Origin of the sequence: Pelomonas sp. Root1217 (genome assembly GCF_001425705.1) — a bacterium.
Taxonomy (GTDB): domain Bacteria; phylum Pseudomonadota; class Gammaproteobacteria; order Burkholderiales; family Burkholderiaceae_C; genus Pelomonas.
In genome coordinates this window covers 739,444-760,212 of sequence record NZ_LMDC01000012.1, presented here as the reverse complement: position 1 = coordinate 760,212, position 20,769 = coordinate 739,444, and the positions used below count along the sequence as shown (strand labels likewise).

At 68.8% G+C, this 20,769-nt stretch carries 22 protein-coding genes; 15 read left to right on the top strand and 7 right to left on the bottom strand.

The features are described 5' to 3' along the window. Nucleotides 1–108: 108 nt before the first annotated feature. A complete protein-coding gene (locus tag ASC95_RS12470) occupies nucleotides 109–1,665 on the top strand; it encodes a tryptophan halogenase family protein (RefSeq protein WP_057298010.1) in 1,557 nt (518 codons plus the stop codon). A gap of 6 nt (nucleotides 1,666–1,671) precedes the next feature. Here the strand turns inward: ASC95_RS12470 and ASC95_RS12465 are convergent, their stop codons facing one another. Further along, nucleotides 1,672–2,163, bottom strand: coding sequence for a glutathione peroxidase (locus ASC95_RS12465; protein ID WP_057298009.1), 492 nt, complete (start codon nucleotides 2,161–2,163; stop codon nucleotides 1,672–1,674). 158 nt (nucleotides 2,164–2,321) lie between these two features. On the opposite strand from ASC95_RS12465, the gene ASC95_RS12460 reads away from it, so the two are divergent. After that, complete coding sequence (locus ASC95_RS12460) at nucleotides 2,322–3,284, top strand: hypothetical protein (protein ID WP_057298008.1); 963 nt, start codon at nucleotides 2,322–2,324, stop codon at nucleotides 3,282–3,284. A 36-nt stretch (nucleotides 3,285–3,320) separates the two neighbouring features. Here ASC95_RS12460 and lplT read toward each other — a convergent pair whose 3' ends face one another. Continuing rightward, on the bottom strand, nucleotides 3,321–4,610 hold the full coding sequence (gene lplT, locus ASC95_RS12455; protein WP_057298007.1) for a lysophospholipid transporter LplT: 1,290 nt from the start codon (nucleotides 4,608–4,610) through the stop codon (nucleotides 3,321–3,323). 121 nt (nucleotides 4,611–4,731) lie between these two features. On the opposite strand from lplT, the gene alr reads away from it, so the two are divergent. Both alr and arfB read left to right on the top strand, forming a co-directional pair. Continuing rightward, complete coding sequence (alr, locus tag ASC95_RS12450; RefSeq protein ID WP_057298006.1) at nucleotides 4,732–5,832, top strand: alanine racemase; 1,101 nt, start codon at nucleotides 4,732–4,734, stop codon at nucleotides 5,830–5,832. After that, on the top strand, nucleotides 5,825–6,232 hold the full coding sequence (gene arfB, locus ASC95_RS12445) for an alternative ribosome rescue aminoacyl-tRNA hydrolase ArfB (protein ID WP_057298005.1): 408 nt from the start codon (nucleotides 5,825–5,827) through the stop codon (nucleotides 6,230–6,232). Before alr ends, arfB begins: the two co-directional genes overlap by 8 nt. Here arfB and ASC95_RS12440 read toward each other — a convergent pair. Both ASC95_RS12440 and tet read right to left on the bottom strand, forming a co-directional pair. Further along, the gene (locus ASC95_RS12440; RefSeq protein WP_082567730.1) at nucleotides 6,226–8,397 is read right to left on the bottom strand and encodes a prolyl oligopeptidase family protein; all 2,172 of its coding nucleotides are present in this window, start codon (nucleotides 8,395–8,397) and stop codon (nucleotides 6,226–6,228) included. The two genes, arfB and ASC95_RS12440, sit on opposite strands and share 7 nt — an antisense overlap. A 65-nt stretch (nucleotides 8,398–8,462) precedes the next feature. Next, nucleotides 8,463–9,668, bottom strand: coding sequence for a Tet(A)/Tet(B)/Tet(C) family tetracycline efflux MFS transporter (gene tet, locus ASC95_RS12435; protein ID WP_057298004.1), 1,206 nt, complete (start codon nucleotides 9,666–9,668; stop codon nucleotides 8,463–8,465). Between the two features lie 30 nt (nucleotides 9,669–9,698). Between tet and tetR the strand changes: the two genes are divergently transcribed. Beyond that, nucleotides 9,699–10,370, top strand: coding sequence for a tetracycline resistance transcriptional repressor TetR (tetR, locus tag ASC95_RS12430; RefSeq protein WP_057298003.1), 672 nt, complete (start codon nucleotides 9,699–9,701; stop codon nucleotides 10,368–10,370). On the opposite strand, the gene ASC95_RS12425 is transcribed toward tetR, so the two are convergent. Continuing rightward, nucleotides 10,346–11,245, bottom strand: coding sequence for a DMT family transporter (locus ASC95_RS12425; RefSeq protein WP_057298002.1), 900 nt, complete (start codon nucleotides 11,243–11,245; stop codon nucleotides 10,346–10,348). The genes tetR and ASC95_RS12425 overlap by 25 nt on opposite strands. Continuing rightward, nucleotides 11,245–11,874 carry a LysE family transporter gene (locus ASC95_RS12420; protein WP_057298001.1) on the bottom strand — a complete coding sequence of 210 codons (630 nt, stop codon included), beginning with the start codon at nucleotides 11,872–11,874 and terminating at the stop codon, nucleotides 11,245–11,247. Before ASC95_RS12420 ends, ASC95_RS12425 begins: the two co-directional genes overlap by 1 nt. Before the next feature lie 60 nt (nucleotides 11,875–11,934). Between ASC95_RS12420 and ASC95_RS12415 the strand changes: the two genes are divergently transcribed. The 8 genes from ASC95_RS12415 (at nucleotide 11,935) to ASC95_RS12380 (ending at nucleotide 17,329) form a co-directional block, all read left to right on the top strand. Beyond that, nucleotides 11,935–13,110 carry an MFS transporter gene (locus tag ASC95_RS12415; RefSeq protein WP_057298000.1) on the top strand — a complete coding sequence of 392 codons (1,176 nt, stop codon included), beginning with the start codon at nucleotides 11,935–11,937 and terminating at the stop codon, nucleotides 13,108–13,110. Beyond that, nucleotides 13,110–14,474 carry a DNA repair protein RadA gene (gene radA, locus ASC95_RS12410; protein ID WP_057297999.1) on the top strand — a complete coding sequence of 455 codons (1,365 nt, stop codon included), beginning with the start codon at nucleotides 13,110–13,112 and terminating at the stop codon, nucleotides 14,472–14,474. Before ASC95_RS12415 ends, radA begins: the two co-directional genes overlap by 1 nt. A gap of 83 nt (nucleotides 14,475–14,557) precedes the next feature. Next, entirely contained in the window at nucleotides 14,558–14,989 is a 432-nt protein-coding gene (locus ASC95_RS12405) for a hypothetical protein (protein WP_057297998.1), read from the top strand. Between the two features lie 7 nt (nucleotides 14,990–14,996). Continuing rightward, the gene (locus tag ASC95_RS12400; RefSeq protein ID WP_057297997.1) at nucleotides 14,997–15,401 is read left to right on the top strand and encodes a VOC family protein; all 405 of its coding nucleotides are present in this window, start codon (nucleotides 14,997–14,999) and stop codon (nucleotides 15,399–15,401) included. Nucleotides 15,402–15,411: 10 nt separating this feature from the next. Beyond that, a complete protein-coding gene (locus ASC95_RS12395; RefSeq protein WP_082567729.1) occupies nucleotides 15,412–15,759 on the top strand; it encodes an antibiotic biosynthesis monooxygenase in 348 nt (115 codons plus the stop codon). Further along, nucleotides 15,756–16,133 carry a hypothetical protein gene (locus ASC95_RS12390; protein WP_057297995.1) on the top strand — a complete coding sequence of 126 codons (378 nt, stop codon included), beginning with the start codon at nucleotides 15,756–15,758 and terminating at the stop codon, nucleotides 16,131–16,133. Before ASC95_RS12395 ends, ASC95_RS12390 begins: the two co-directional genes overlap by 4 nt. Before the next feature lie 36 nt (nucleotides 16,134–16,169). Further along, a complete protein-coding gene (locus ASC95_RS12385) occupies nucleotides 16,170–17,102 on the top strand; it encodes a branched-chain amino acid transaminase (protein WP_057297994.1) in 933 nt (310 codons plus the stop codon). An 11-nt stretch (nucleotides 17,103–17,113) separates the two neighbouring features. Then, entirely contained in the window at nucleotides 17,114–17,329 is a 216-nt protein-coding gene (locus ASC95_RS12380; protein ID WP_057297993.1) for a zinc-finger domain-containing protein, read from the top strand. Here ASC95_RS12380 and ASC95_RS12375 read toward each other — a convergent pair. Continuing rightward, a complete protein-coding gene (locus ASC95_RS12375) occupies nucleotides 17,326–19,281 on the bottom strand; it encodes a hypothetical protein (RefSeq protein ID WP_157256231.1) in 1,956 nt (651 codons plus the stop codon). The two genes, ASC95_RS12380 and ASC95_RS12375, sit on opposite strands and share 4 nt — an antisense overlap. Before the next feature lie 67 nt (nucleotides 19,282–19,348). Here ASC95_RS12375 and ASC95_RS12370 point away from each other — a divergent pair, with 67 nt between their 5' ends. Both ASC95_RS12370 and ASC95_RS12365 read left to right on the top strand, forming a co-directional pair. Continuing rightward, nucleotides 19,349–19,792 (top strand): nuclear transport factor 2 family protein, encoded by a 444-nt coding sequence (locus tag ASC95_RS12370; RefSeq protein ID WP_057297991.1) that lies wholly within the window; start codon nucleotides 19,349–19,351, stop codon nucleotides 19,790–19,792. Nucleotides 19,793–19,799: 7 nt separating this feature from the next. Then, nucleotides 19,800–20,765, top strand: coding sequence for a YheT family hydrolase (locus ASC95_RS12365; protein ID WP_057297990.1), 966 nt, complete (start codon nucleotides 19,800–19,802; stop codon nucleotides 20,763–20,765). Nucleotides 20,766–20,769 lie beyond the last annotated feature (4 nt).

Genomic DNA, 20,769 nt, shown 5'->3' with positions numbered 1-20,769 from the left:
ACGCTCGACGGCCGCGTTACATGTCGCGAGCCGAGCCTGCGGCCGTAATGTGGCGGCAGCCGGTCGGGGGCTTCCCGATCGGCGCCAAGTTTTTCCGGAGTACCTGCCTTGTCCGACATCCAATCCATCGTCATCGTGGGCGGCGGCACTGCTGGCTGGCTGGCGGCCTGCTTCCTGCAGCGCGCCCTTGGCGCAGTGCGCCAGACGCCCCTGCCCATCACGCTGATCGAGTCACCGCACATCGCCGGCATCGGCGTGGGCGAGGCCACCTTGCCGACGCTGCGCGGCATGATGCAGGCGCTGGGCCTGCCCGAGGCGGCCTTGTTCGGCGCGGCCGACGCAACGCTGAACAACGGCGTGCGCTTTCACGGCTGGCGCAGCGGCGGCAGCGCGGCCGACGACAGCTACGACCATCCCTTCGACGCGCCGCCGCCCTTCGGCGGTTTCGCGACAACGGCCCACTGGCTGAACCTGATGCAGCGCGGCCTGACCCAGCAGCCCATGGCCCAGGCCTGCACCGTGCAGACGACGCTGTTCGACGGCCACCAAAGCCCCAAGCTGATGGACTCGCCCGACTACCAGGCGCCGGTCAGCTATGGCTACCACCTGGACGCCGCCAAGCTGGCCATGCTGCTGCAGCAGACCGCGCTGCGGCGGGGCGTGCGCCACGTGCAGGGCGAGGTAGCCCAGGTGCAGCGCGGCGCGGCCGGCATCGAGGCGGTCGAGCTGGCCGACGGCCGGCGCTTCAGCGCCAGCTTCTTCGTCGACTGCAGCGGGGCCGATTCGCTGCTGCTGCAGCAGGCGCTGGGCGTGCCCTGGGTGTCCTATGCCGACTGGCTGCCCTGCGACCGCAGCGTCACCCTGCCGGTGGCCTACACCCAGGCCGACCAGCCGCTGCGCAGCCACACCGCCATCACGGCCCAGGACTCGGGCTGGAGTTGGGAGATCGACCTGCAAAGCCGCCGCGGCACGGGCCATGTCTATGCCTCGCGCTTTTGCAGCGACGACGCGGCCCTGCAACGGCTGCAACAACTCAACGCCGGCCATCGCCCACTGGCCGCGCCTCATTTCACGTCGCTGCGCATCGGCCATGCGGCCCGCATCTGGGAGGGCAACTGCCTGGCCCTGGGCGCAGCGGGCGGCTTTGTCGAGCCGCTGGAGTCCACCAACCTCTACCTGGTCGAATGGGCGCTGCAGATGTTCGTCGACCATGTCGCGCCCTCGGGCAACAGCATGGCCTGCCGCGACCGGCTGAACCGCCTGGCCGGTGACTTCCACGAGGAGCTGCGCGACTTCATCGTCGCCCACTACGCCTTGTCGCAGCGCCGTGACACGGCGTTCTGGCGTGCCTGCACCGACGAGGCGGCGCTGCCGCCGCGCCTGGTCGAGCTGCTGGCCCTGTGGGACGCCAAGGTGCCGACGGCCACCGATCTGGACCGGCGCCTGTCACCCTTCGGCCCGTCCAACTGGTCCTATCTGCTGGCCGGCCTGCACCGCCTGCCCAGCCAGGGCATCGGCCTTGCGGCCCACATCTCGGCGGAGGTCAGCCAGCAGGCGCTGGCCCATGTGCGCGACATCCGCCGCGCGGCATCGGAGCAGTCACCGACGATGCAGGACTATCTGCGCAGCCAGCGGGGTGCCGCGCCCCAAGCAACCGCCCATTGAAATCGATCAGGACGCGGCCAGGGCAGCCTCGATGTCAGCCCGCATTTTTTCCGGCGGGTCATTTGGCGCATAGCGCTTGATGACTTGGCCGTCGCGGCCGATCAGGAATTTGGTGAAGTTCCACTTGATGGCCTCCGTGCCCAGAAAGCCCGGCTTCTCGCTCTTGAGGAACTTCCACAGCGGGTGGGCCTCGCCGCCGTTGACCTTGGTCTTGGCCATCATCGGGAAGCTGACGCCGTAGTTCAGCTCGCAAAAAGACGCGATCTGGTCATTGCTGCCTGGGTCCTGGCCGCCGAACTCGTTGCTCGGGAAGCCGATGACGACCAGCCCCTTGGGGCCGTAGTCCTCCCAAAGCTGCTCCAGGCCCTTGAACTGAGGCGTGAAGCCGCATTCGCTGGCCGTGTTGACGATGAGCAGGACCTTGCCGCGCTGCGAGGCCAGGTCGGCCGGCTCGCCACGAATGGACACGGCCTGGAAGTCGAAGACGCTCTCGCTCATGGGCTTCCTCCCTAGAAAGGCTGCCCATGCTACCCCCAGGCAGGCCCGAGGGTTTGTAGCATGGCGCCGCCCGCGCGGCTGGCCGTCCAATCGCGCGAACTTGGCGCCCCGTCCTGCGGGACAGGCTCACGTCAGCAACTTCGGAAACCACCTCATTCATGGATCACCTGGCTTGCTACACCCCGGCCGACCTGGCCGGACGCACCCCGCCCGACTTCAGCACCTTCCGCTGGAAGCTGCTGGCCCAGGGAGACTCGTGGTTCTCGAATGCGCGCGCCAAGCTCAACGCCCATGCCAACCTGCTGCAGGAGCTGGTTTTCAAGTCCAAGACGGCCGCAGTCAATTGCGCCGGCACCGGCAATGCGCTGTCGCACATGGTGGACCTCGAGTCCAGCCCGGACTTCGTGCGCCTGCTGACCGGCCCCGACGCGCCGACCTGGGACGGCATCCTGCTGTCCGTCGGTGGCAATGACCTGATCGCCGCGGCGCGCACGCCGGCCCAGAACTGGAACGGCGAGCCCATCCCGCTGGAGCTGCGCCTGCTGCGCCGCCAGACCGAATGGGGGCCGCCCTCGGCGGGCGTTGCGCGCTATTTCTCCGAGCCCGGCTGGGCGACCTACTGCGACTACCTGCGTGCCAACGTCAAGCATCTGCTGTCCTTGCGCGACCAGGGCCCGTCCACCGGCAAGCCCGTCTTCATGCATTGCTACGCCGTGCCCATGCCGCGCCCCGCAGCCGCCGAGGGCGGCGATGACCTGGGCGCCGGAGGCCCCTGGCTTTACCCGGCGCTGAAGGCCTACGGCGTGCCCGCCGCCGATTGGGCGGCCGTCAGCCGGCTGATGGTCTTCCATCTGGCCCAACTGCTCAAAAGCATGGCCGCTGACAAGGAAGCCTTCCGCGGCCTCTTCATCTTCGACTCGACGGCCGTGCCGCTGGCGCTGGCCGCGCCAGGCTCCACCGGCATCAGTGGCGACTGGCACAACGAGATCCATCTCAACCACAGCGGCTGCTTCAAGATCGCCCGCGCCTGGAGCGAGCACATCGAGATGGTGCTGGAAGGCAAGCACCTGATCCCGGTGCCCACCGGCCGCAAGGGCCGCGGCAGCAGCGCCAACAGCTGACCGTCCCGTCCGTTTGCCAGGTCTGCCAGGGCCGGATTACCGGTCCTGCGGCAGGTGATCGGTGCGGGCCAGGTCGAGCAGATGCTCGACCTCTTCCTTGTGCACGACCAGGTTGCGCTGGTGCCAGCGCCTGATCCACCACATGGCACCGGCCACGACGACGCCGAAGATGGTGATCGCGCCGAAGGCCGACAGGCCGAAGCGGGTCATGGCCGTGTAGAAGGCGCCCAGGCCCAGGATGCAGGCCTGTTCGTTGAAGTTCTGCACCGCGATGCTGCGCCCGGCCCCCATCAGGTTGTGGCCGCGGTGCTGCAGCAGCGCGTTCATCGGCACGACGAGATAACCGCCGATGCCGCCCAGCAGGATCAAGAAGGGCGCCGCCACCCACACGTTGTGGATGAGGTTCATGAAGATGACCAGCAGCCCCATCGCGATGCCCAGCGGGATGACGGAGGTGGCGCGGTCCAGCCGGCAATACAGCGACGCGACGACGGCACCAACGGCCGTGCCTATGGCGACGACGCCCACCAGCGAGGACGCCTGCGTTGTGCCATAGCCCAGGGCCGCGGCGGCCCAGGCCAGCACGATGTAGCGCAGATTGCCGCTGACACCCCAGAACAGCGTCGTCGTCGCCAGCGAGATCTGCCCGAGCTTGTCCTGCCAGAGCCTGCTGTTGCAGGACGAGAAGTCGCGCACCAGGCCCAGGAAGCTGTGCGCATAGGGCTGCAACGGCGCTGACGTGCGCGGGATGCGCAGATTGAACAGGGCCGCCAGCACATACAGGCCCACCAGGCTGGCGATCGCCGCCTCGGGTGGGGAGTCGATGCCGGTGTCCATCATCGGCATGTCGATCAGCAGCAGCAGATGCGAGACGCGGTCACCAATCAACTGACCACCGAGCAGCACGCCCAGGATGATGGACGTGATGGTCAGGCCCTCGATCCAGCCATTGGCCTTGACGAGCTGGGACGGTGGCAGCAGCTCGGTCAGGATGCCGTACTTGGCCGGCGAATAGGCCGCCGCGCCCAGGCCGACGATGGCATAGGCCGCCAGCGGGTGGGCGCCGAACAGCATCATCAGGCAGCCCACCACCTTGATGCTGTTCGAGAAGAACATCACCTTGCCCTTGGGCACGGCGTCGGCAAAGGCGCCGACGAAGGGCGCCAGCACGACGTAGAACAGGGCGAACATCGGCACCAGCGCGGCGCGCTGCCACTCGGCGGCGCCGGAGGATCTCAGCAGCTCGACGGCAGCGACAAACAGTGCGTTATCAGCCAGCGAGCTGAAAAACTGCGCCGACATGATGGTGTAAAAGCCGCGTTTCATCGGTCGGAGCGCAATCCTGAACTGTCTTCTGCTTGTAGGCCGGTAAAACGGGAGCGGCGCGGGTTTATAGCACGCCCCTAGTTCGGCAGCGGCGCCCCAAACCCGGGCGCAAAATCCGGCCATGCCTCGCCCGATTGAAGCCCTGATTCATACCGAAGCGCTCGCTCACAACCTGGGTCGCGCGCGCGCTCAAGCCCCCAATGCCCGAGTCTGGGCCGTCGTCAAGGCCAATGCCTATGGTCACGGCATCGAACGCGCCTTTGAGGGCCTGCGCGCCGCCGACGGTTTCGCGCTGCTGGACCTGGCCGAAGCCGAACGTTTGCGCGCGCTGGACTGGCGCGGCCCCATCCTGTTGCTGGAAGGCGTGTTCGAGCCGCGCGATCTGGAACTGTGCTCGCGCCTGAAGCTCTGGCATACCGTGCACTGCGAGCAGCAGATCGACTGGCTGGCCATGCACAAGACGCACGAGCCGCACCGCGTCTTCCTCAAATTGAACTCGGGCATGAACCGGCTGGGCTTCACGCCGGCCGCCTTTCGCGCCGCCTATGCACGCCTGGACGCCCTGCCCCAGGTCGATGAGATCGGGCTGATGACGCATTTCTCCGACGCCGACAGCTTGCGGCAAGGTGTCGATGGCATCGCCCACCAGCTCACCGCCTTCGAGGCCGTGACCGAGGGGCTGGCCGGCGAGCGCTCCATCGCCAACAGCGCAGCCACGCTGCGCCACCCGGCGCGCACCGCCCAGGACTGGGTGCGTGCCGGCATCATGAGCTATGGCGGCGTGCCCGATTTCCCCGAGCATGACGCCGCCCATTGGGACCTGCGGCCGGCAATGACGCTGCGCTCCAGGCTTATCGGCGTGCAGCAGCTGCAGCCGGGCGACACCATTGGCTACGGCAGCGCCTTCACGGCCGAGCAGATCACGCGGGCCGGTATCGTCGCCTGCGGCTATGCCGACGGCTACCCGCGCCACGCGCCCACGGGCACGCCCGTGCTGGTGGACGGCAAGCGCACGCGCACGCTGGGCCGGGTGTCGATGGACATGCTGGCGGTCGACCTGTCCGACCTGCCCGCCAGCGGCTTTGGCAGCGAGGTCACGCTGTGGGGCGAAGGCCCGCAGGGGTCACGCCTGCCCATAGACGAAGTGGCGCAGTCGGCCGGCACCATCGGCTACGAGTTGATGTGCGCCATCGCGCCGCGGGTGCCCGTTCGCCATGCCTGAATTGCACTGGTCCCCGCGACCGGATGAACTCGACTTCGACGCGATCCGCGCCAGCGGCCCGGGCGGCCAGAACGTCAACAAGGTCTCCAACGCCGTCCATCTGCGCTTCGACATCCGCGCCTCCAGCCTGCCCGAGGCCGTCAAGGCCCGGCTGCTGAACTGGGCGGACCAGCGCATCACGTCGGACGGCGTGGTCGTCATCAAGGCTCAGGACTCGCGCAGCCTGGAGCGCAACCGCGCAGATGCGGTCGCGCGCCTGATCGAGCTGGTGCAGGCCGCCGCACATGTGCCCAAGGCGCGCCGCGCGACCAAGCCGACCTATGGTTCGCAGCAGCGCCGGCTGGAGGGCAAGTCCAAGCGCAGCGACATCAAGGCCGGGCGGCGCAGCAAGGATTACTGAAGCGGGGACGTTATACCCAGCTGGTCGAACAGGAAGGCGTAGATGTCCGCCATCTGGTTCACGCGGATGGACAGCGAGCTGCCCATGCCATGGCCGGCGTGGGCGTTGATGCTCAGCAGCACCGGCCGGCCGGAGCCGGTTGCCGCCTGCAGGCGCGCCACCATCTTGCGCGAATGCATCGGGTTGACGCGCCCGTCTGTCTCGCCGGTGGCCATGAAGATGGCCGGGTACTTCGCACCGTCCTGCACGTGGTGATAGGGCGAGTAGGCGTACAGCGCCTGGAACTGCTCCAGGTTCTTCACCGTGCCGAATTCGGTGACATTGAAGGCGCCGTTCGGGTCCAGTTCCACGCGCAGCATGTCGTAAATGCCCACCGTCGAGACGACGGCGCGGAACAGCTCCGGATGCTGGGTGAACACCGCACCCATCAGCAGGCCGCCGTTGCTGCCGCCTATGGCCGCCATGCGTTCCTTGGACGTGTAGCCCTTGTCGACCAGGTATTGGGCCGAGGCGGCGAAGTCGTCAAAAACGTTCTGCTTGTTCGTCAAAGCGCCCTGGGTATGCCAGGTCTCGCCGAACTCACCGCCGCCGCGCAGGTTGGCGATGACGTAGACGCCGCCGGCGTCCAGCCACAGCCTGGTCGCCGCACCCAGGAAGCGCGGCACCAGGCTGACGTTGTAGCCACCATAGCCGTTGAGCAGCAACGGTGCGCTGCCGTCGAGCTTGAGGCCCTTCCTGCGCACGATGTTGAGCGGGACGCGCGTGCCGTCCTTGCTGGTCGCGAACTCGCGCACGACCTCCACGTCGCCGAAGGACACCGGGCTGGTCTGGCGCAGCGCCGTGGCCTTGGTCCTGCCGCTGTCCGCGTCAACGCGCAGGAACTGCGGCGGCTCGAGATAGGTCTTCACCGCGACGAGCAGGCTGCCGTCGTCCATCACGGTCATCTCGTCCACGGTCGCCACCTCAGGCAGCTGCAGCTGCCCGCGAGGCTTGCCGTCCAGGCCGTAGATGGCCACGCGCGACGGCCCGCCGACGATCTCACGCAGGTAGATGGCGTCCTTGGTGAGGGTGATATTGCCCGCGCCGAACTCGCCGCCGGGCTCCAGCGCCGCATCGGACTCGGGCACGATGGTCTGCGCCTTGGCTAGCGTCAGATCGTCCAGCGCCAGCTTGAGCAGCTTGCCGCGCGGCGCGCCCTGGCGGGAGATGAGATAGAGCCCGTCGGGTCCCAGGGCTGCGGCGACGACCTTGTCCTCGAAGCGTGTGACCTGCCGGATGCCGCCGTCCCCGGCGATCAGGTAATGGGCGAACTCGCCGCCATCGCCATTGGCGACCGAAGCGATGACGCCGGGCGCACCGGGCCGGGCGTCCAGTGCGATTTCGGCGACGCGCGGGAAGTCCTTGCCCAGCACATAGACGTCCTTGGCCGGATCGTCGCCGACGCGGTGGTAGTAGATCTGCTGATAGAAGTGCTGGCGCTCGGCCGGCTCGCTGGCGGCCGGGTAGCGCGTGTACCAGAAGCCGGAACCATCCTCGCGCCAGGCCAAGCTGCCGCCGCCGGTGGGGTACTGGACGTTGGGAATGACCTTGTCGACCTCCTTGCCCGTGGCCACGTCGACGATGTGCAACGAGCCGTCCTCGCTGCCGTTCTCCGACATCGACACCGCCACCAGCTTGCCGGTGGGCGAAGGCACATACCAGTCGATGGCCGTCGTGCCCTTGGGGTTGAGCGTGTTCGGGTCCAGCACGATGCGGGCCTTGGCGGGGTCGGCGTCCTGGCCCAGAACGGCCAGCATGGGCTGCTGCCTGGGCGGCTGGTTGTACAGCGCGAACAGCCGGCCCGGCGTGGCGCGCAGGTTGTAGTAGGCGCTGGAGCTGGCCGAGGCCTGCTTCATCAGCCAGTCGAACATGGGTTGGCGCGCCGGCAGTTTGCCGAAATAGGCGCGCGTGCGCTTGTCTTGCGCGGCGCTCCACTGCTTCACCCTGGGGTCGCCGGCTTTCTCCAGCCAGCGGTAGGGGTCGTTGACGCTGACGTCGCCGTAGCGGTCGGTGACCGGCTTAACCGGCGTGGGCGGCGCGCCCGGGTCGGCGGCATGGGCCAGCAGCACGGCGCCCGCGAGGGCAAAAGCGCCGCACAGGCGCGTCAGAGCGAATTGCCAGGCCATCTGTTCTCCCGCTGAAGAGCGCGCCAGCGTAACGCCCTTGCCGAAGGGTGGGGAACGGCTGGTTGTTACGCCGAGCGAGCGCGGCGGCTGAACAGCAGCGGCAGCGCCAGCAGATACAGCGCCGCCGCGACGATCCAGACGCTGCCTGGCCAGGAGGCCTGCGTCGCCGCAAAGCCGGCCGTGACAACCAGCGGCCCGCCGATGCCGATCAGGCTGGTCAGGCTGGCCAGCGTGCCCTGCAACTCGCCCTGGTGCTGCTCGTCCACCTGCCGCGCCAGCATGGCCTGCAGGGCCGGCAGTGCCAGCCCGCCGACGGCGAACAGCGGCAGCAGCGCGAACGGCATCCAGCCCGCCACCGCCACGCCCATGCCGACAAAGCCCAGGGCGTCGGCCGCCACGCCGGCCAACAGCGCGCGCTTCTCGCCGAGCTTGGCCACCATCGGCCCGGTGATGAATGCCTGCGAGACGGCATGGAGGCCGCCATAGCAAGCCAGCGACAGGCCGGCCACCCAGGCCGTCCAGCCATAGCGGTCCTGGCCGTACAGGATCCACAGCGCCGCCGGCACCTGCGACACCAGCGCGATGACAGCGAACACGCCCACCAGCGGCAGCAGGGGCCGCTTGCCTTCCAGCCGGTGCAAGGCCGAGAAGGCGTTGAACTTGGACACTTCCAGCCTGGACGTGCGGTTCTGGTTGGACTCCGGCAGCGCAAACCAAGCCACACCCAGATTCAAGGCATTCATGACAGCCGCGGCGACAAAGGGCGCGCGCAGCGACCACTCGCCCAAAGCTCCGCCGATCAGCGGCCCCACGACAAAGCCCAGGCCCATGGCCGCGCCCATCTGGCCGAAGCGCTTGGCGCGGTCGGCCTCGGGCGTGACGTCGGTGATGTAGGCCGTGCCCACGGCCATGCTCGCGCCGGTGATGCCGGACAGCACCCGCCCGATGTAGAGCCAGGCGAGATTGGGCGCCAGCGCCATCAGCACATAGTCGGCTGCAGCACCCGCCAGCGAGGCCAGCAGCACGGGCCGGCGGCCGAAGCGGTCGCTGAGCGCGCCCAGCACCGGCGAGAACAGGAACTGCATCGCCGCGTAGACGGCCAGCAGCGCGCCGTAGTGGTGGGTGGTGGCGTCAGCGCCGGCCAGTTCGCGCAGCAGGCCGGGCAGGATGGGAAACACCAGGCTCATGCCCACGGCGTCCAGCAGCAGCGTCATCAGGATGACGGTCAAGGCTCGATTCACGTCGGTCTCTCTATCGTTGATAGGGAACATTCTGCCGCAGCATCTCTATCATTGCTAGAGATGAATGCCACCGAACGTTCCAGTCGACTCAACCGCGACGATGTGCTGCGTGCCGCCCTCGACCTGCTGAACGAGGTCGGCATCGACGCGCTGAGCACCCGCAAGCTGGCCGAGCGCCTGGGCGTGCAGTCGCCGACGCTGTACTGGCATTTCAAGAGCAAGGCAGCGCTGCTGGACGCGATGTCCGAAGCCGTCGTGCTGGAGAACCACGCCCAGGCCGAGCCGACTCCGGGTCAGTATTGGCAGGACTGGCTGATAGCGAACGGCCACAGCTTTCGCCGCGCGCTGTTGGCCTACCGCGACGGCGCGCGCCTGCATGCCGGCACACGGCCGAGCCCCCTGCACTTCGACTCCATCGAGGCCCGCCTGCGCCTGTTGTGCGCCGCCGGCTTTGAGCCCGGCCAGGCCACCCGGCTGATGATGTCGGTCGGGCGCTTCGTCGTCGGCTGGGTGTTGGAGGAACAGTCCGCGCAATCGCCCGATGCGCCGCCGTCGTCGATGCTGGACGGCCCTGACGCGGCGCGATACCCGCTGCTGGCCGCCGGCTGGGCGCAGACGCTGGGCGACGAGCCCGACCGCCTGTTCGACCGCGCGCTGCGCCTGCTGATCGACGGCGCGCAGGCGCAGCTGCCGCCACAAGCCCTGAATCAGGCCGGCCGCGTCGCGCCGTAGAGGCTGGCCAGGCACAACACCATGCCGCCCACCGACAGCGGCGTCGCCTGCCAGCCCTCCAGCGCGGCCGACACCATCAGCGCGATGACGGGTACCAGCACGCCCACCAGCGCCGCCTGCGCCGGGCCGCGGCGCTCGGCGAGCTTGTAGTACAGCGTGAAGGCGACGACCGAGCCGAGGGCGGCCAGGTAGACCAGGCTGCCGACATAGGTCCAGGCGCCGTCAAACGGCAGGCCGTGGCCGAGCATCACCGACATCAGCAGCAGGAAGGCCGCGCCATAGCCCATGCTCCAGGCCAGCACCGGCACCAGCGGCAGGCCGCGGCGCGTCAGCACCAGCGTGAAGAAGCCGCCGATGACAGCGACCACCACGGCGAAGAAGCTCAGCCCCAGCCCCAGCGCCGCATTCGGCCGCGCGCCGGTGGAGGCGATCTCCGGCCAGAAGATCAGCGCCACGCCCAGCACTGCGCCGCTGGACGCGATGAGGAAGCGCCGGCTGACCGGCTGGCGCCACAGCAGCCAGGCCACCAGCGCGTTCATGAACACCATCAGGCAGAACAGCACGGCGACCAGGCCGCTGGGCACCAGGCGCTCGGCTTCGTAGACCGCCCAATAGTTGCCGGCGTACTGGACGACGCCGGTGGCCAGCATGTAGCCGTGGGCATAGGGCGGCAGCGTCAGCGACGTGCCCTGCCAGCGCGCCAGGCCCGCCAGCATCAATGCCGACAGCGCGAAGCGCCAGCCGACCGACGTCAGCGCCGGCACCGTCGACGCGAGCTGGTAGAGGATGACGTGCCAGGTGCTGGCCCAGATCGCGACCGGGGCCAGGAAGAGGAACCAGGTGGGCAGGCGGCCGGGCTTGTCTCCCGCCGCCATCAAGCCGCGCGCTTGAAGGTCGCCAGCAGCGCACCGGCCGCGACGAACAGCGAGCCGAAGACGCGGTTCAGCGTCTTGATGTGGCTCTCGCTCTTCAGCGCTGCCAGCACGCGTGCGGCCAGCGCCGTGTAGCCGGCCATGACGACGAGATCAGTGAAGGCCAGGGTACAGCCGATGACGAGGTATTGGGGCGCCAATGCGGCATGCAGGTCCAGGAACTGCGGCACGACGGCCAGCAGGAAGACCGTGCCCTTGGGGTTGACGGCATTGATGCCCCAGCCGCGCAGCACCAGTTGGCGGCGCGTGGCCACCACGGCGCCGTCATCGGCGGCCACCATGGGCTTGGCCGGTGCACGCCATTGCTGCACACCCAGCCAGACGAGGTAGCCCACGCCCGCCCACTTGACGAGGGCAAAGCCCAGCGACGAGGCCGCGATCAGCGCGCCCAGGCCGGCACCGACGAGGACGACCTGGGTCAGGATGCCCAGGATGAGGCCGAAGGTCATGAAATAGCCGCGCCTGAAGCCGTGGCTCAGGCCCGCGCTCATCGCCGCGACGGCGCCCGCGCCCGGCGACAGGCTGATCGCCCAGGACGCCGCGAAAAACGCCAACCAGACTGAGAACTCCATGACCGGCTCCGTCGAGAAAACTGCAAGACCGGGAGTGTCCCACGCAGCTACATTGACCCGATGTTGAAGGCCCTTTTCTCACTGCCGCGCAGCGTCTGGCTGCTCGGCCTGATCAGCCTGGTCAACGACAGCGCCAGCGAGCTGGTCTACCCCCTCGTGCCCTTGTACTTGAGCGGCGTGCTGATGGCCGGCCCGCGAGTGCTGGGCCTCATCGAGGGCGTGGCCGAAGCGCTGGCCAGCCTGCTCAAGCTCTGGACCGGCGTCATGGTGGACCGCAGCGGGCGCAGCAAACCCTGGGTCATCGCCGGCTACGGCCTGGCCGGCATCGCGCGGCCGCTGATCGCCTTTGTCGCCGGCTGGCCGCTGCTGCTGGCCCTGCGCCTGACCGACCGCGTCGCCAAGGCCGTGCGTGCCGCGCCGCGTGACGCGCTGCTGGCTGCCAACATCGGGCCCGGCCAGCGCGGCCTGGCCTTCGGCCTGCACCGCGCCATGGATAACGCCGGTGCCGTCATCGGGCCGCTGCTGGCTTGGGCGCTGCTGAGTGCCGGCGTGCCGCTGGGCCAGGTTTTCCTGTGGGCCCTCATTCCCGGCCTGCTCTGCCTGGGGCTGACGCTGGCGGTGCGGGAAGCCCCGCCACCGGCCACCGCGCCACCGCGCTTCAGTTGGACGCTGGCTGGCCTGCCCAAGCCGCTGCGGCGCTACCTCGTCGTCGTTGCGCTGTTCACGCTGGGAAACTCCAGCAATATGTTCCTGCTGCTGCGCGCCAAGGAGCTTGGCGTGGCCGAGGCCCAGGTGCCGCTGCTGTGGGCCGCGGTGTCGGGCGTGGCGGCGCTGTTCTCGGTGCCCCTGGGCGGCCTGTCCGACCGCGTCGGCCGCGTGCGCCTGCTGGTGGTCGGCTATGTCGCCTATGCCACCTTCTACATCGGCATGGCGGCGTGGGCCGCGCCGGGCTGGCGGCTGTACCTGCTGTTTGGCCTCTACGGCATCTTCATGGCCGCGACGGAAGGCGTCGAACGCGCGTTGCTGGCCGACCTGGCGCCGGCCGAACAGCGCGGCACTGCCTTTGGCTGGCTCAACCTGGTCATGGGGGCCATGCTGCTGCCGGCCTCGCTGCTGTTCGGCTGGCTGTGGGAGGGCCTGTCGGCCACCGTCGCCTTCGGCTTCTCGGCCGGCTGCGCGCTGGCCGCGGCGCTGCTGCTGACAGCCTGGGTGCGCCCGGCCGCGACAATGCGCTGATGGCGACAAGCAAGAGCATCTACACCTGCACCGAATGTGGCGGCACCAACGCCAAATGGCTGGGCAAATGCCCGCACTGCGGCGCCTGGAACACGCTGACCGAGGGCGTCGCCGAGCCGACTGGCGGCGTCAAGAACCGCTACCAGTCGCTGGCCAAGAGCCAGCCGGTGGCCACGCTCTCCGAGATCGAGGCCAGCGACTTCGAGCGCACGCCCACGGGCCAGGAGGAGCTGGACCGCGTGCTGGGCGGCGGCATCGTCGCCGGTGGCGTGGTGCTGATCGGCGGCGACCCGGGCATCGGCAAGTCGACGCTGTTGCTGCAGGCCGTCGAGTCCCTGTCTCAAACCGTCAAGGTGCTCTATGTCACCGGCGAGGAAAGTGGTGCCCAGGTCGCGATGCGCTCGCGGCGGCTGGGCCTGTCGGGCACCAAGGTGCGCGTGCTGGCCGAGATCAGCCTGGAGCGCATCCTGGCCACCATCGACGTCGAGGAGCCGGACTTCTGCGTCATCGACTCCATCCAGACGCTGTACTCCGAGCAGCTCTCTTCCGCGCCCGGCTCCGTCGCCCAGGTGCGTGAATGCGCGGCGCAACTGACGCGCACGGCCAAGGCGCGCGGCTGCGCCATCGTGCTGGTCGGCCACGTCACAAAGGAAGGTGCGCTGGCCGGCCCGCGCGTGCTGGAGCACATCGTCGACACGGTGCTGTATTTCGAGGGCGACACCCACAGCAGCTTCCGCCTCGTGCGCGCCATCAAGAACCGCTTCGGCGCGGTCAACGAGATCGGCGTGTTCGCGATGACGGAGAAGGGGCTCAAGGGCGTGACCAACCCGAGCGCCATCTTCCTGTCCACCCATGCCGAGCCCGTGCCCGGCAGCTGCGTGCTCGTCACGCTGGAAGGCACGCGCCCGCTGCTGGTGGAGCTGCAGGCGCTGGTGGACAGCGGCGGCGTCAGCCCGCGGCGGCTGTCCGTCGGCCTGGACCGCGACCGCCTGGCCATGCTGCTGGCCGTGCTGCACCGCCATGCGGGCGTGGCCACGGGCGACCAGGACGTGTTCGTCAATGCGGTGGGCGGCGTGCGCATCAGCGAGCCGGCGGCCGACCTGGCGGTGCTGCTGGCGATCCAGAGCAGCCTGCGCGGCAAGCCCCTGCCCAAGGGCTTCATCGCTTTCGGCGAGATCGGCCTGGCCGGCGAAGTGCGCCCCGCGCCGCGCGGCCAGGAACGGCTGAAGGAGGCCGCCAAGCTGGGCTTCAGCGTGGCCGTCGTGCCCAAGGCGAATGCGCCGAAAAAGGCCATTGAGGGGTTGACCATCCACGCTGTCGAGCGCGTCGAGCAGGCCATCGAAGTCCTGCGCGGCCTGGTCTGAGCATTTGCGACAGCAGGTTTCCATGGTGCACGCCACGCCAAAGTCTGCTTAGGATCGGGGCCTCGCACCGGAGGACCCCCTTCATGTCAGATCACGCCAATCTCAGGCAGCACGCACGCACCGATTTCCTGGCCGCCCAGCACGATGCCGACTCCCTGCCCGGTTGGGTCTTCAAGCCGGTGCAGTTCAGCCAGGGGCCGGCCGGCCTGGTGCTGAACATGAGCGACGGCGGCCTGCAGGTCTTGACCAGCGCTGCCGAGCCGCTGACCGAGGACAAATACGAGGTCGTGCTGCTGCTGGGCCGCGCCGACGTGGACAGCGACGACGAGCAGGTGTCCTGGTTCAACGGCGTCGTCGAGCGCAAATGGTCGCGGCCGGTGCCGCGCATGGGCATCCTGCACGGCATGTGCTTCACAGCGCGCAACTCCACCGCCGAGCAGTTCCTGAACGGCCACAAGGACGCGCTCGAATCGGGGCAATGGGTGCGCTGCGTGCTGTTGAAAGTCGCCAAGTAAGGCCGGCATGGAGCACTGCGGCCGCCTGCTTGACCACGTGCACCTGCGCGTGAGCAACCTGGCGGCCAGCCGGCGCTTCTACCGCGCGGCGCTCGAGGCCATCGGGCGGCTGGAGGCCTTCGGTGAAGCAGAGGGCTGCTTCTATGCCGACGAGTTCTATGTCGATGAGGCTGAAAGCCGGGTGTCGCATGTGCACCTGGCCTTCCAGGCGCGCAGCGAGGACGAGGTCAGGCGCTTCCACGCGATGACGCTGGCCGCCGGTGGCCGCGACCGCGGTGCACCCGGTCCGCGCCACTACCACCCGGGCTATTACGCCGCCTTCGTGCTGGACCCCGACGGCAACAACATCGAGGCGGTCTATCACGGGCCGACGCGGCGTTCGGCCGACAGCGTCGAGGTCACGCGGCTCTAGGATGTGCGCCATGAGCGCACTGCCCCCGCCCCCGTATTACGCCGTCATCTTCACCAGCCAGCGCACGCCCGTCGATAGCGGCTATGGCGACATGGCCGACCGCATGGTGGCGCTGGCGGCCGAGCAGCCGGGCTATCTGGGCGTGGAAAGCAGCCGAGGCGAGGATGGCCTGGGCATCACGGTCTCCTACTGGCGCAGCCCCGAAGACATCGCCGCCTGGCGCCGCAATGCCGAGCACAAGATCGCGCGCGACACCGGCCGCAGCGACTGGTACGAGCACTACACCTTGCGCGTGGCCAAGGTCGAGCGGGCGTATGCCTGGCAACGTGAAGACGGCAGCCGGGACCCGCAAGCATGAATCCGTGGATCGGCGTCGGCCTGGCGCTGGCCGCCCTCATTGGTGGCGGCGCGCTGCTCGGCTGGCAGGGCGTCATCTTCGCGACGACGGGCATCGTCTTCTGGCTGCTGCTGCAGATCTCGCGGCTGATGCGGGTCATGAAGGTGGCCGGCGCGGCCCCGCTGGGCTCGGTGGCCAATGCGGTCATGCTGAACAGCAAACTGCACGCCGGCATGAAGCTGGTCGACCTGATCGGGCTAGCCGGCAGCCTCGGCGTGAAGCAGGCGCCAGAGACTTTTGTGTGGCGCGACGCAGGCGGCGATGCGGTGGAAGTCAAGCTCGTGAAAGGCAAGCTCGTCGAGTGGCGGCTGATCCGCGCGGACGGCTCTTCGTAAAATCGCCGGTTTTCACCCGCACGCACTGGAGTAACGATGGTTCCCGCCCCCCTGCACGACCGCGACGGCAAGATCTGGATGGACGGCGAGCTCGTCGACTGGCGCGACGCCAAGATCCACGTGCTGACCCACACCCTGCACTACGGCTGCGGCGCCTTCGAGGGCGTGCGCGCCTATGACACGGTCAACGGCACGGCCATCTTCCGCCTGCAGGAGCACACCCAGCGCCTGTTCAACAGCGGCAAGATCCTGCGCATGAAGATCCCCTTCTCGATGGAGCAGGTCAACGAGGCCCAGCGCGCCGTCGTCAAGGCCAACGGCCTGAAGAGCGCCTACATCCGCCCACTGATCTGGATCGGCTCCGAGAAGCTGGGCGTCAGCCCCAAGGGCAACCAGGTGCACCTGATGGTGGCCGCCTGGAGCTGGGGCGCCTACCTCGGTGAGGAAGGCATGAAGCGCGGCATCCGCGTCAAGACCAGCTCCTACACGCGCCACCACGTCAACATCACGATGACGCAGGCCAAGACGGTGTCCAACTACACCAACTCCATCCTGGCCAACATGGAAGCCACCGACGACGGCTACGACGAGGCCCTGCTGCTGGACGCCTCCGGCTTCGTGTCTGAAGGCGCCGGCGAGAACCTGTTCGTCATCAAGGGCGGCGTCGTCTACACGCCCGACCTGTCGGCCGGCGCGCTCAATGGCATCACCCGCAACACCATTTTCGCGATCTGCCAGGACCTGGGCCTGAAGCTGGTCGAGAAGCGCATCACCCGCGACGAGGTCTACATCTGCGACGAGGCTTTTTTCACTGGCACTGCCGCTGAAGTGACGCCCATCCGCGAGCTGGACCGCGTCGAGATCGGTTCGGGGTCACGGGGTCCAATCACCGAAAAGATCCAGTCGGCCTTCTTCGACATCGTCAACGGCCGCAACCCCAAGTACGCCGAGTGGCTGACTTCGGTCTGAGAGCAAGCAACATGAGCACGACCCAAACACCCGCCGCCACCGTCGAAGTGACGGCCAAGGACTGCAACGACAACGGCACGGTCTTCTGCCCCAACCCCAAGATGCCGCTGTGGAGCGCGCATCCCAAGGTCTTCATCGACCTGACCCATGGCGGCCAGGGCCAGTGCCCGTATTGCGGCACGGCCTACAAGCTGAAGGCTGGCGAAGTCCTTTCCAGCGGCCACTAACGCGCCAACGCGGCGGCCTTGCGGCTGCCGCGGCGCTGGGCGTCCAGGTCGGCTTCCAGCGCCCGCTCGGTGGGCGACAGCGGCTTCACCACACCAACCGCCAACGCGCCCTGGTCGAGGTTCTGGCCCCAGGTCAGCCCGGCGCGCAACGGAACCGGCGCAGCCAGCCCGTTGGTGAAACCGGCGGGCAGCCAGGGCATGGTCTGGGCCAGCACCAGCGCCACGCGCGGCTTGATGGTGGCGTCGCCCACGCGGCCGCGCTGGCCCCAGGTCACGACCTGGTCGGCGCTCGAACCGCTCAGGAATTGCGGCGTCACCGCGACATCGCGCAGCACGCCGTGGCGCAGTTGCATCAGCGCCTCCTCGGCCAGCATGGCCGCATCCTCGCGCGGCACGCTCTGGCCGCTCGGCCAGGAATAGCTGTAGTCGTCCGTGACGCGGTCGCCACTGAAGAAGCGCACGATGTCGGCCGGCTGGTAAGCCCGCTGCGCCGCCGTCGATGCCACGCCGAAGAACTGTACCCGGCCCAGGTCGACCATCTCCTGCGAATAGAACGGCTGCTGCGTGCGCAGCTGTTCGGACGCGGTGTTGGCGGGGATGGCCTCGTAGACCCGCAGGCCCCTGTTGAGCAGCAGGTGCACGCGCGGCGGCAGGAAGTCGTTGGCGTGCGTCAGCTCGTGGTACAGCAGGCGGCCGAGTGCCGGAATCAACGCGGCGCTGTCGCGTGAGCTGCGCTCCAGCACGGGGCTGCGCCCGCCAGCCGACTGATTGCCCTGCACATAGCGCCACAGCATCGCGTAGGCGAGGTCGTTACCGTAGTCACTGCGCGGGTCGGGCGCTTCGCTGACCGTGTCGCGCTCGGCGGGCGTTTGCCAGAGATAGTCGGCATCGAGGTAGATGGCACCGGTGGCGCTCCAGTAGAAGGCCGGCCGCACCCGGGCGCCGATGACGATGGCCGTGGTGGCGTTGAGCAGGCGGCGGAAGTCGCCGTTCACGTCCTGCTCGCGCAAAAAGGCCTCGAAGCGCTGGCCCATCCAGTCGTTGGACACCAGCACGCGCGCCATCACCTGCTCCACGGTGGGCAGCTCGCCGCGTGTCTCGGTGCCCAGCAGCGGCAGGCGGCCCAGCGTGCACAGCGTGGCATTGCTCAGGGCTGGCGTGTAGATGCAGTCGCGCAGTTCGGCCGCGTGTGCGCCGCCGGTCACATAGGGATAGACGCGCGAGGACAGGTTGCCAGTGCCGAACAGCGGCGAGGCCGCAGCAGGCGGCGAGGCCTGCACGAGCAAGCTGAACTCCTGGCTGAGGCTGCGCCCATCGGCCAGCGTGGCCTCGGCGCGCAGGCGCAGCAGGCTGTCTTCGGCCACCGCAGGTGCGGTGAAGATGACGCGCCATTGGCCGGCGTCGCCCAGGTTCACGTCGGGGCCGTCGACGCGGCTCCAGCGCACGCGCGCCAGCGGGTAGTCGGCCACGGCCAGCCCCTCGACCCAGGCCCGCAACGACGTCTGGCCGCCCGCCCACACGGACGGTTCGCCGCGGATCACCATCGGCGTCGCGTCGGGCGCCGTGGCGTTGAGCTCGGCCTGGCCGCTGTAGCCCGCTCCCTTCGCGTCGGTGAAGTCCAAGGCAAAGGCATAGCGGCCCGCCGCAACCGGTGTGACGCTGAGGGCCTGCGAGCGCGCCGAACCGAGGGCCAACGCGGCGCCGTCGGTCTGGCGCCACTGCACCTTGTCCAGCCGCGAGCCGGGGCAGGCCAGCACCGCCAGTTCCTGGTTGCGCCCCACACCGGCCGCGGCGGGCAGGGCCAGGCGTGCGACGGAGCCGCTCAGGCATTGGGCTCCCAGGGGCGGCACCGTGACCGGCCCGGGCGCCGGCGTGGCATCGCCGCCACCGCCACCGCAGGCCACTAGCAACAAGCAAAGGAACAGGGACGCAACGGCTTTCAGCGCAGACATCGGCATGGATCGGGTAGCGGTGGGGGCGCGGTCAATGTAGCGCCGTCCGACTTCCTACAATCGCGCCATGCCCCGCTCCGCCGCCCAGACCGCCGCCCTGCTCGCTTCGCCCGACGACACCGAGGCCCAGTTCTATGAGGCGCTGCAGCACGCCGACCTGGATCACCTGATGGCCCTGTGGGCCGACGACGAGGAAGTGGCCTGCGTCCACCCCGGCGGTCCGCGCATCGTCGGCCTGGTGGCCATTCGCGCCGCCTTCGAAGCCGTGTTCCAGCGCGGCGCCGTGCAAACACACCCCGAGCGCGTGCGCCGCCTGCACAGCGGCGACTGCGCCATCCACCATGTGCTGGAACGCGTGCAGTTGCATGGCGAGGCCCGGCATTCCTGGGTCATCGCGACCAATGTCTATCTGAAGACGGCGCTGGGCTGGCGCCTGGTGCTGCACCACGCCAGCCCCGGCAGTGCGGGCGACATCCAGGAGCTCGTCGCTGACGCCGGCACCCTCCACTAGCCGGCGCATGCAATACCGCGCCCCCCGCTGGCTGCCTGGCGGCCATGCCCAGACCATCTGGCCCGCCCTCTTCAGCCGCCAGCATGACGGGACACCCCCGAACTGGACGCGCGAGCGCTGGAACACGCCGGACGGCGATTTCATCGACGTCGACTTCCTAGCCGATGCGCCGGAGGGCGCCCCACTTTTCGTCCTCTTTCACGGCCTGGAAGGCGACCGCACCAGTCACTCCAGCGTCGCCTTCGCCAGCGTCGCCCGTGCCCGTGGTTGGGCCATGGCGCTGCCCCACTTCCGCGGCTGCTCGGGTGAACTGAACCGCGGCCCGCGCGCCTACCACTCGGGCGACTTCGAGGAGGTCGGCTGGATCCTGCAACGCCTGCGCGAACGCCACGGCAGCAAGCTCCTCGTCGCGGGCGTGTCCCTGGGCGGCAATGCACTGATGCGCTGGGCCGAGGAGGCCGGCCACAGCGCCGCCCAGGTCGCCCAGGCGGTCTGCTCCATTTGTTCGCCCATCGACCTCGCCGCCGCCGGCGCGGCCATCGACCGGGGCTTCAACAGGCAGGTCTATGCGCGCCGCTTCCTGCGCACCATGATCCCCAAGGCCCTGCGCAAGCTGCAGCAGCATCCAGGCCTGTTCGATGGCGAGCGGCTCAAGCGCGCGTCGACCATCTACGAGTTCGACAACCTCTTCACCGCGCCGCTGCACGGCTTCAGGAACACCGAGGACTACTGGACCCGCGCGGCGGCCAAACCGCATCTGCACCGCATCCGCATCCCGGCCCTGGTGCTGAACGCGCGCAACGACCCCTTCGTGCCCGGCAGCAGCCTGCCGCATGCCGCCGAGGTGGGCGCCCATGTGACACTCTGGCAGCCCGGCCATGGCGGCCATGTCGGCTTCCCCGCCGGGCGCCTGCCGGGCCATCTGCTGACCATGCCAGAGCAGGTCTGCGACTGGCTCGGCAAGCAACGCTGAAGGA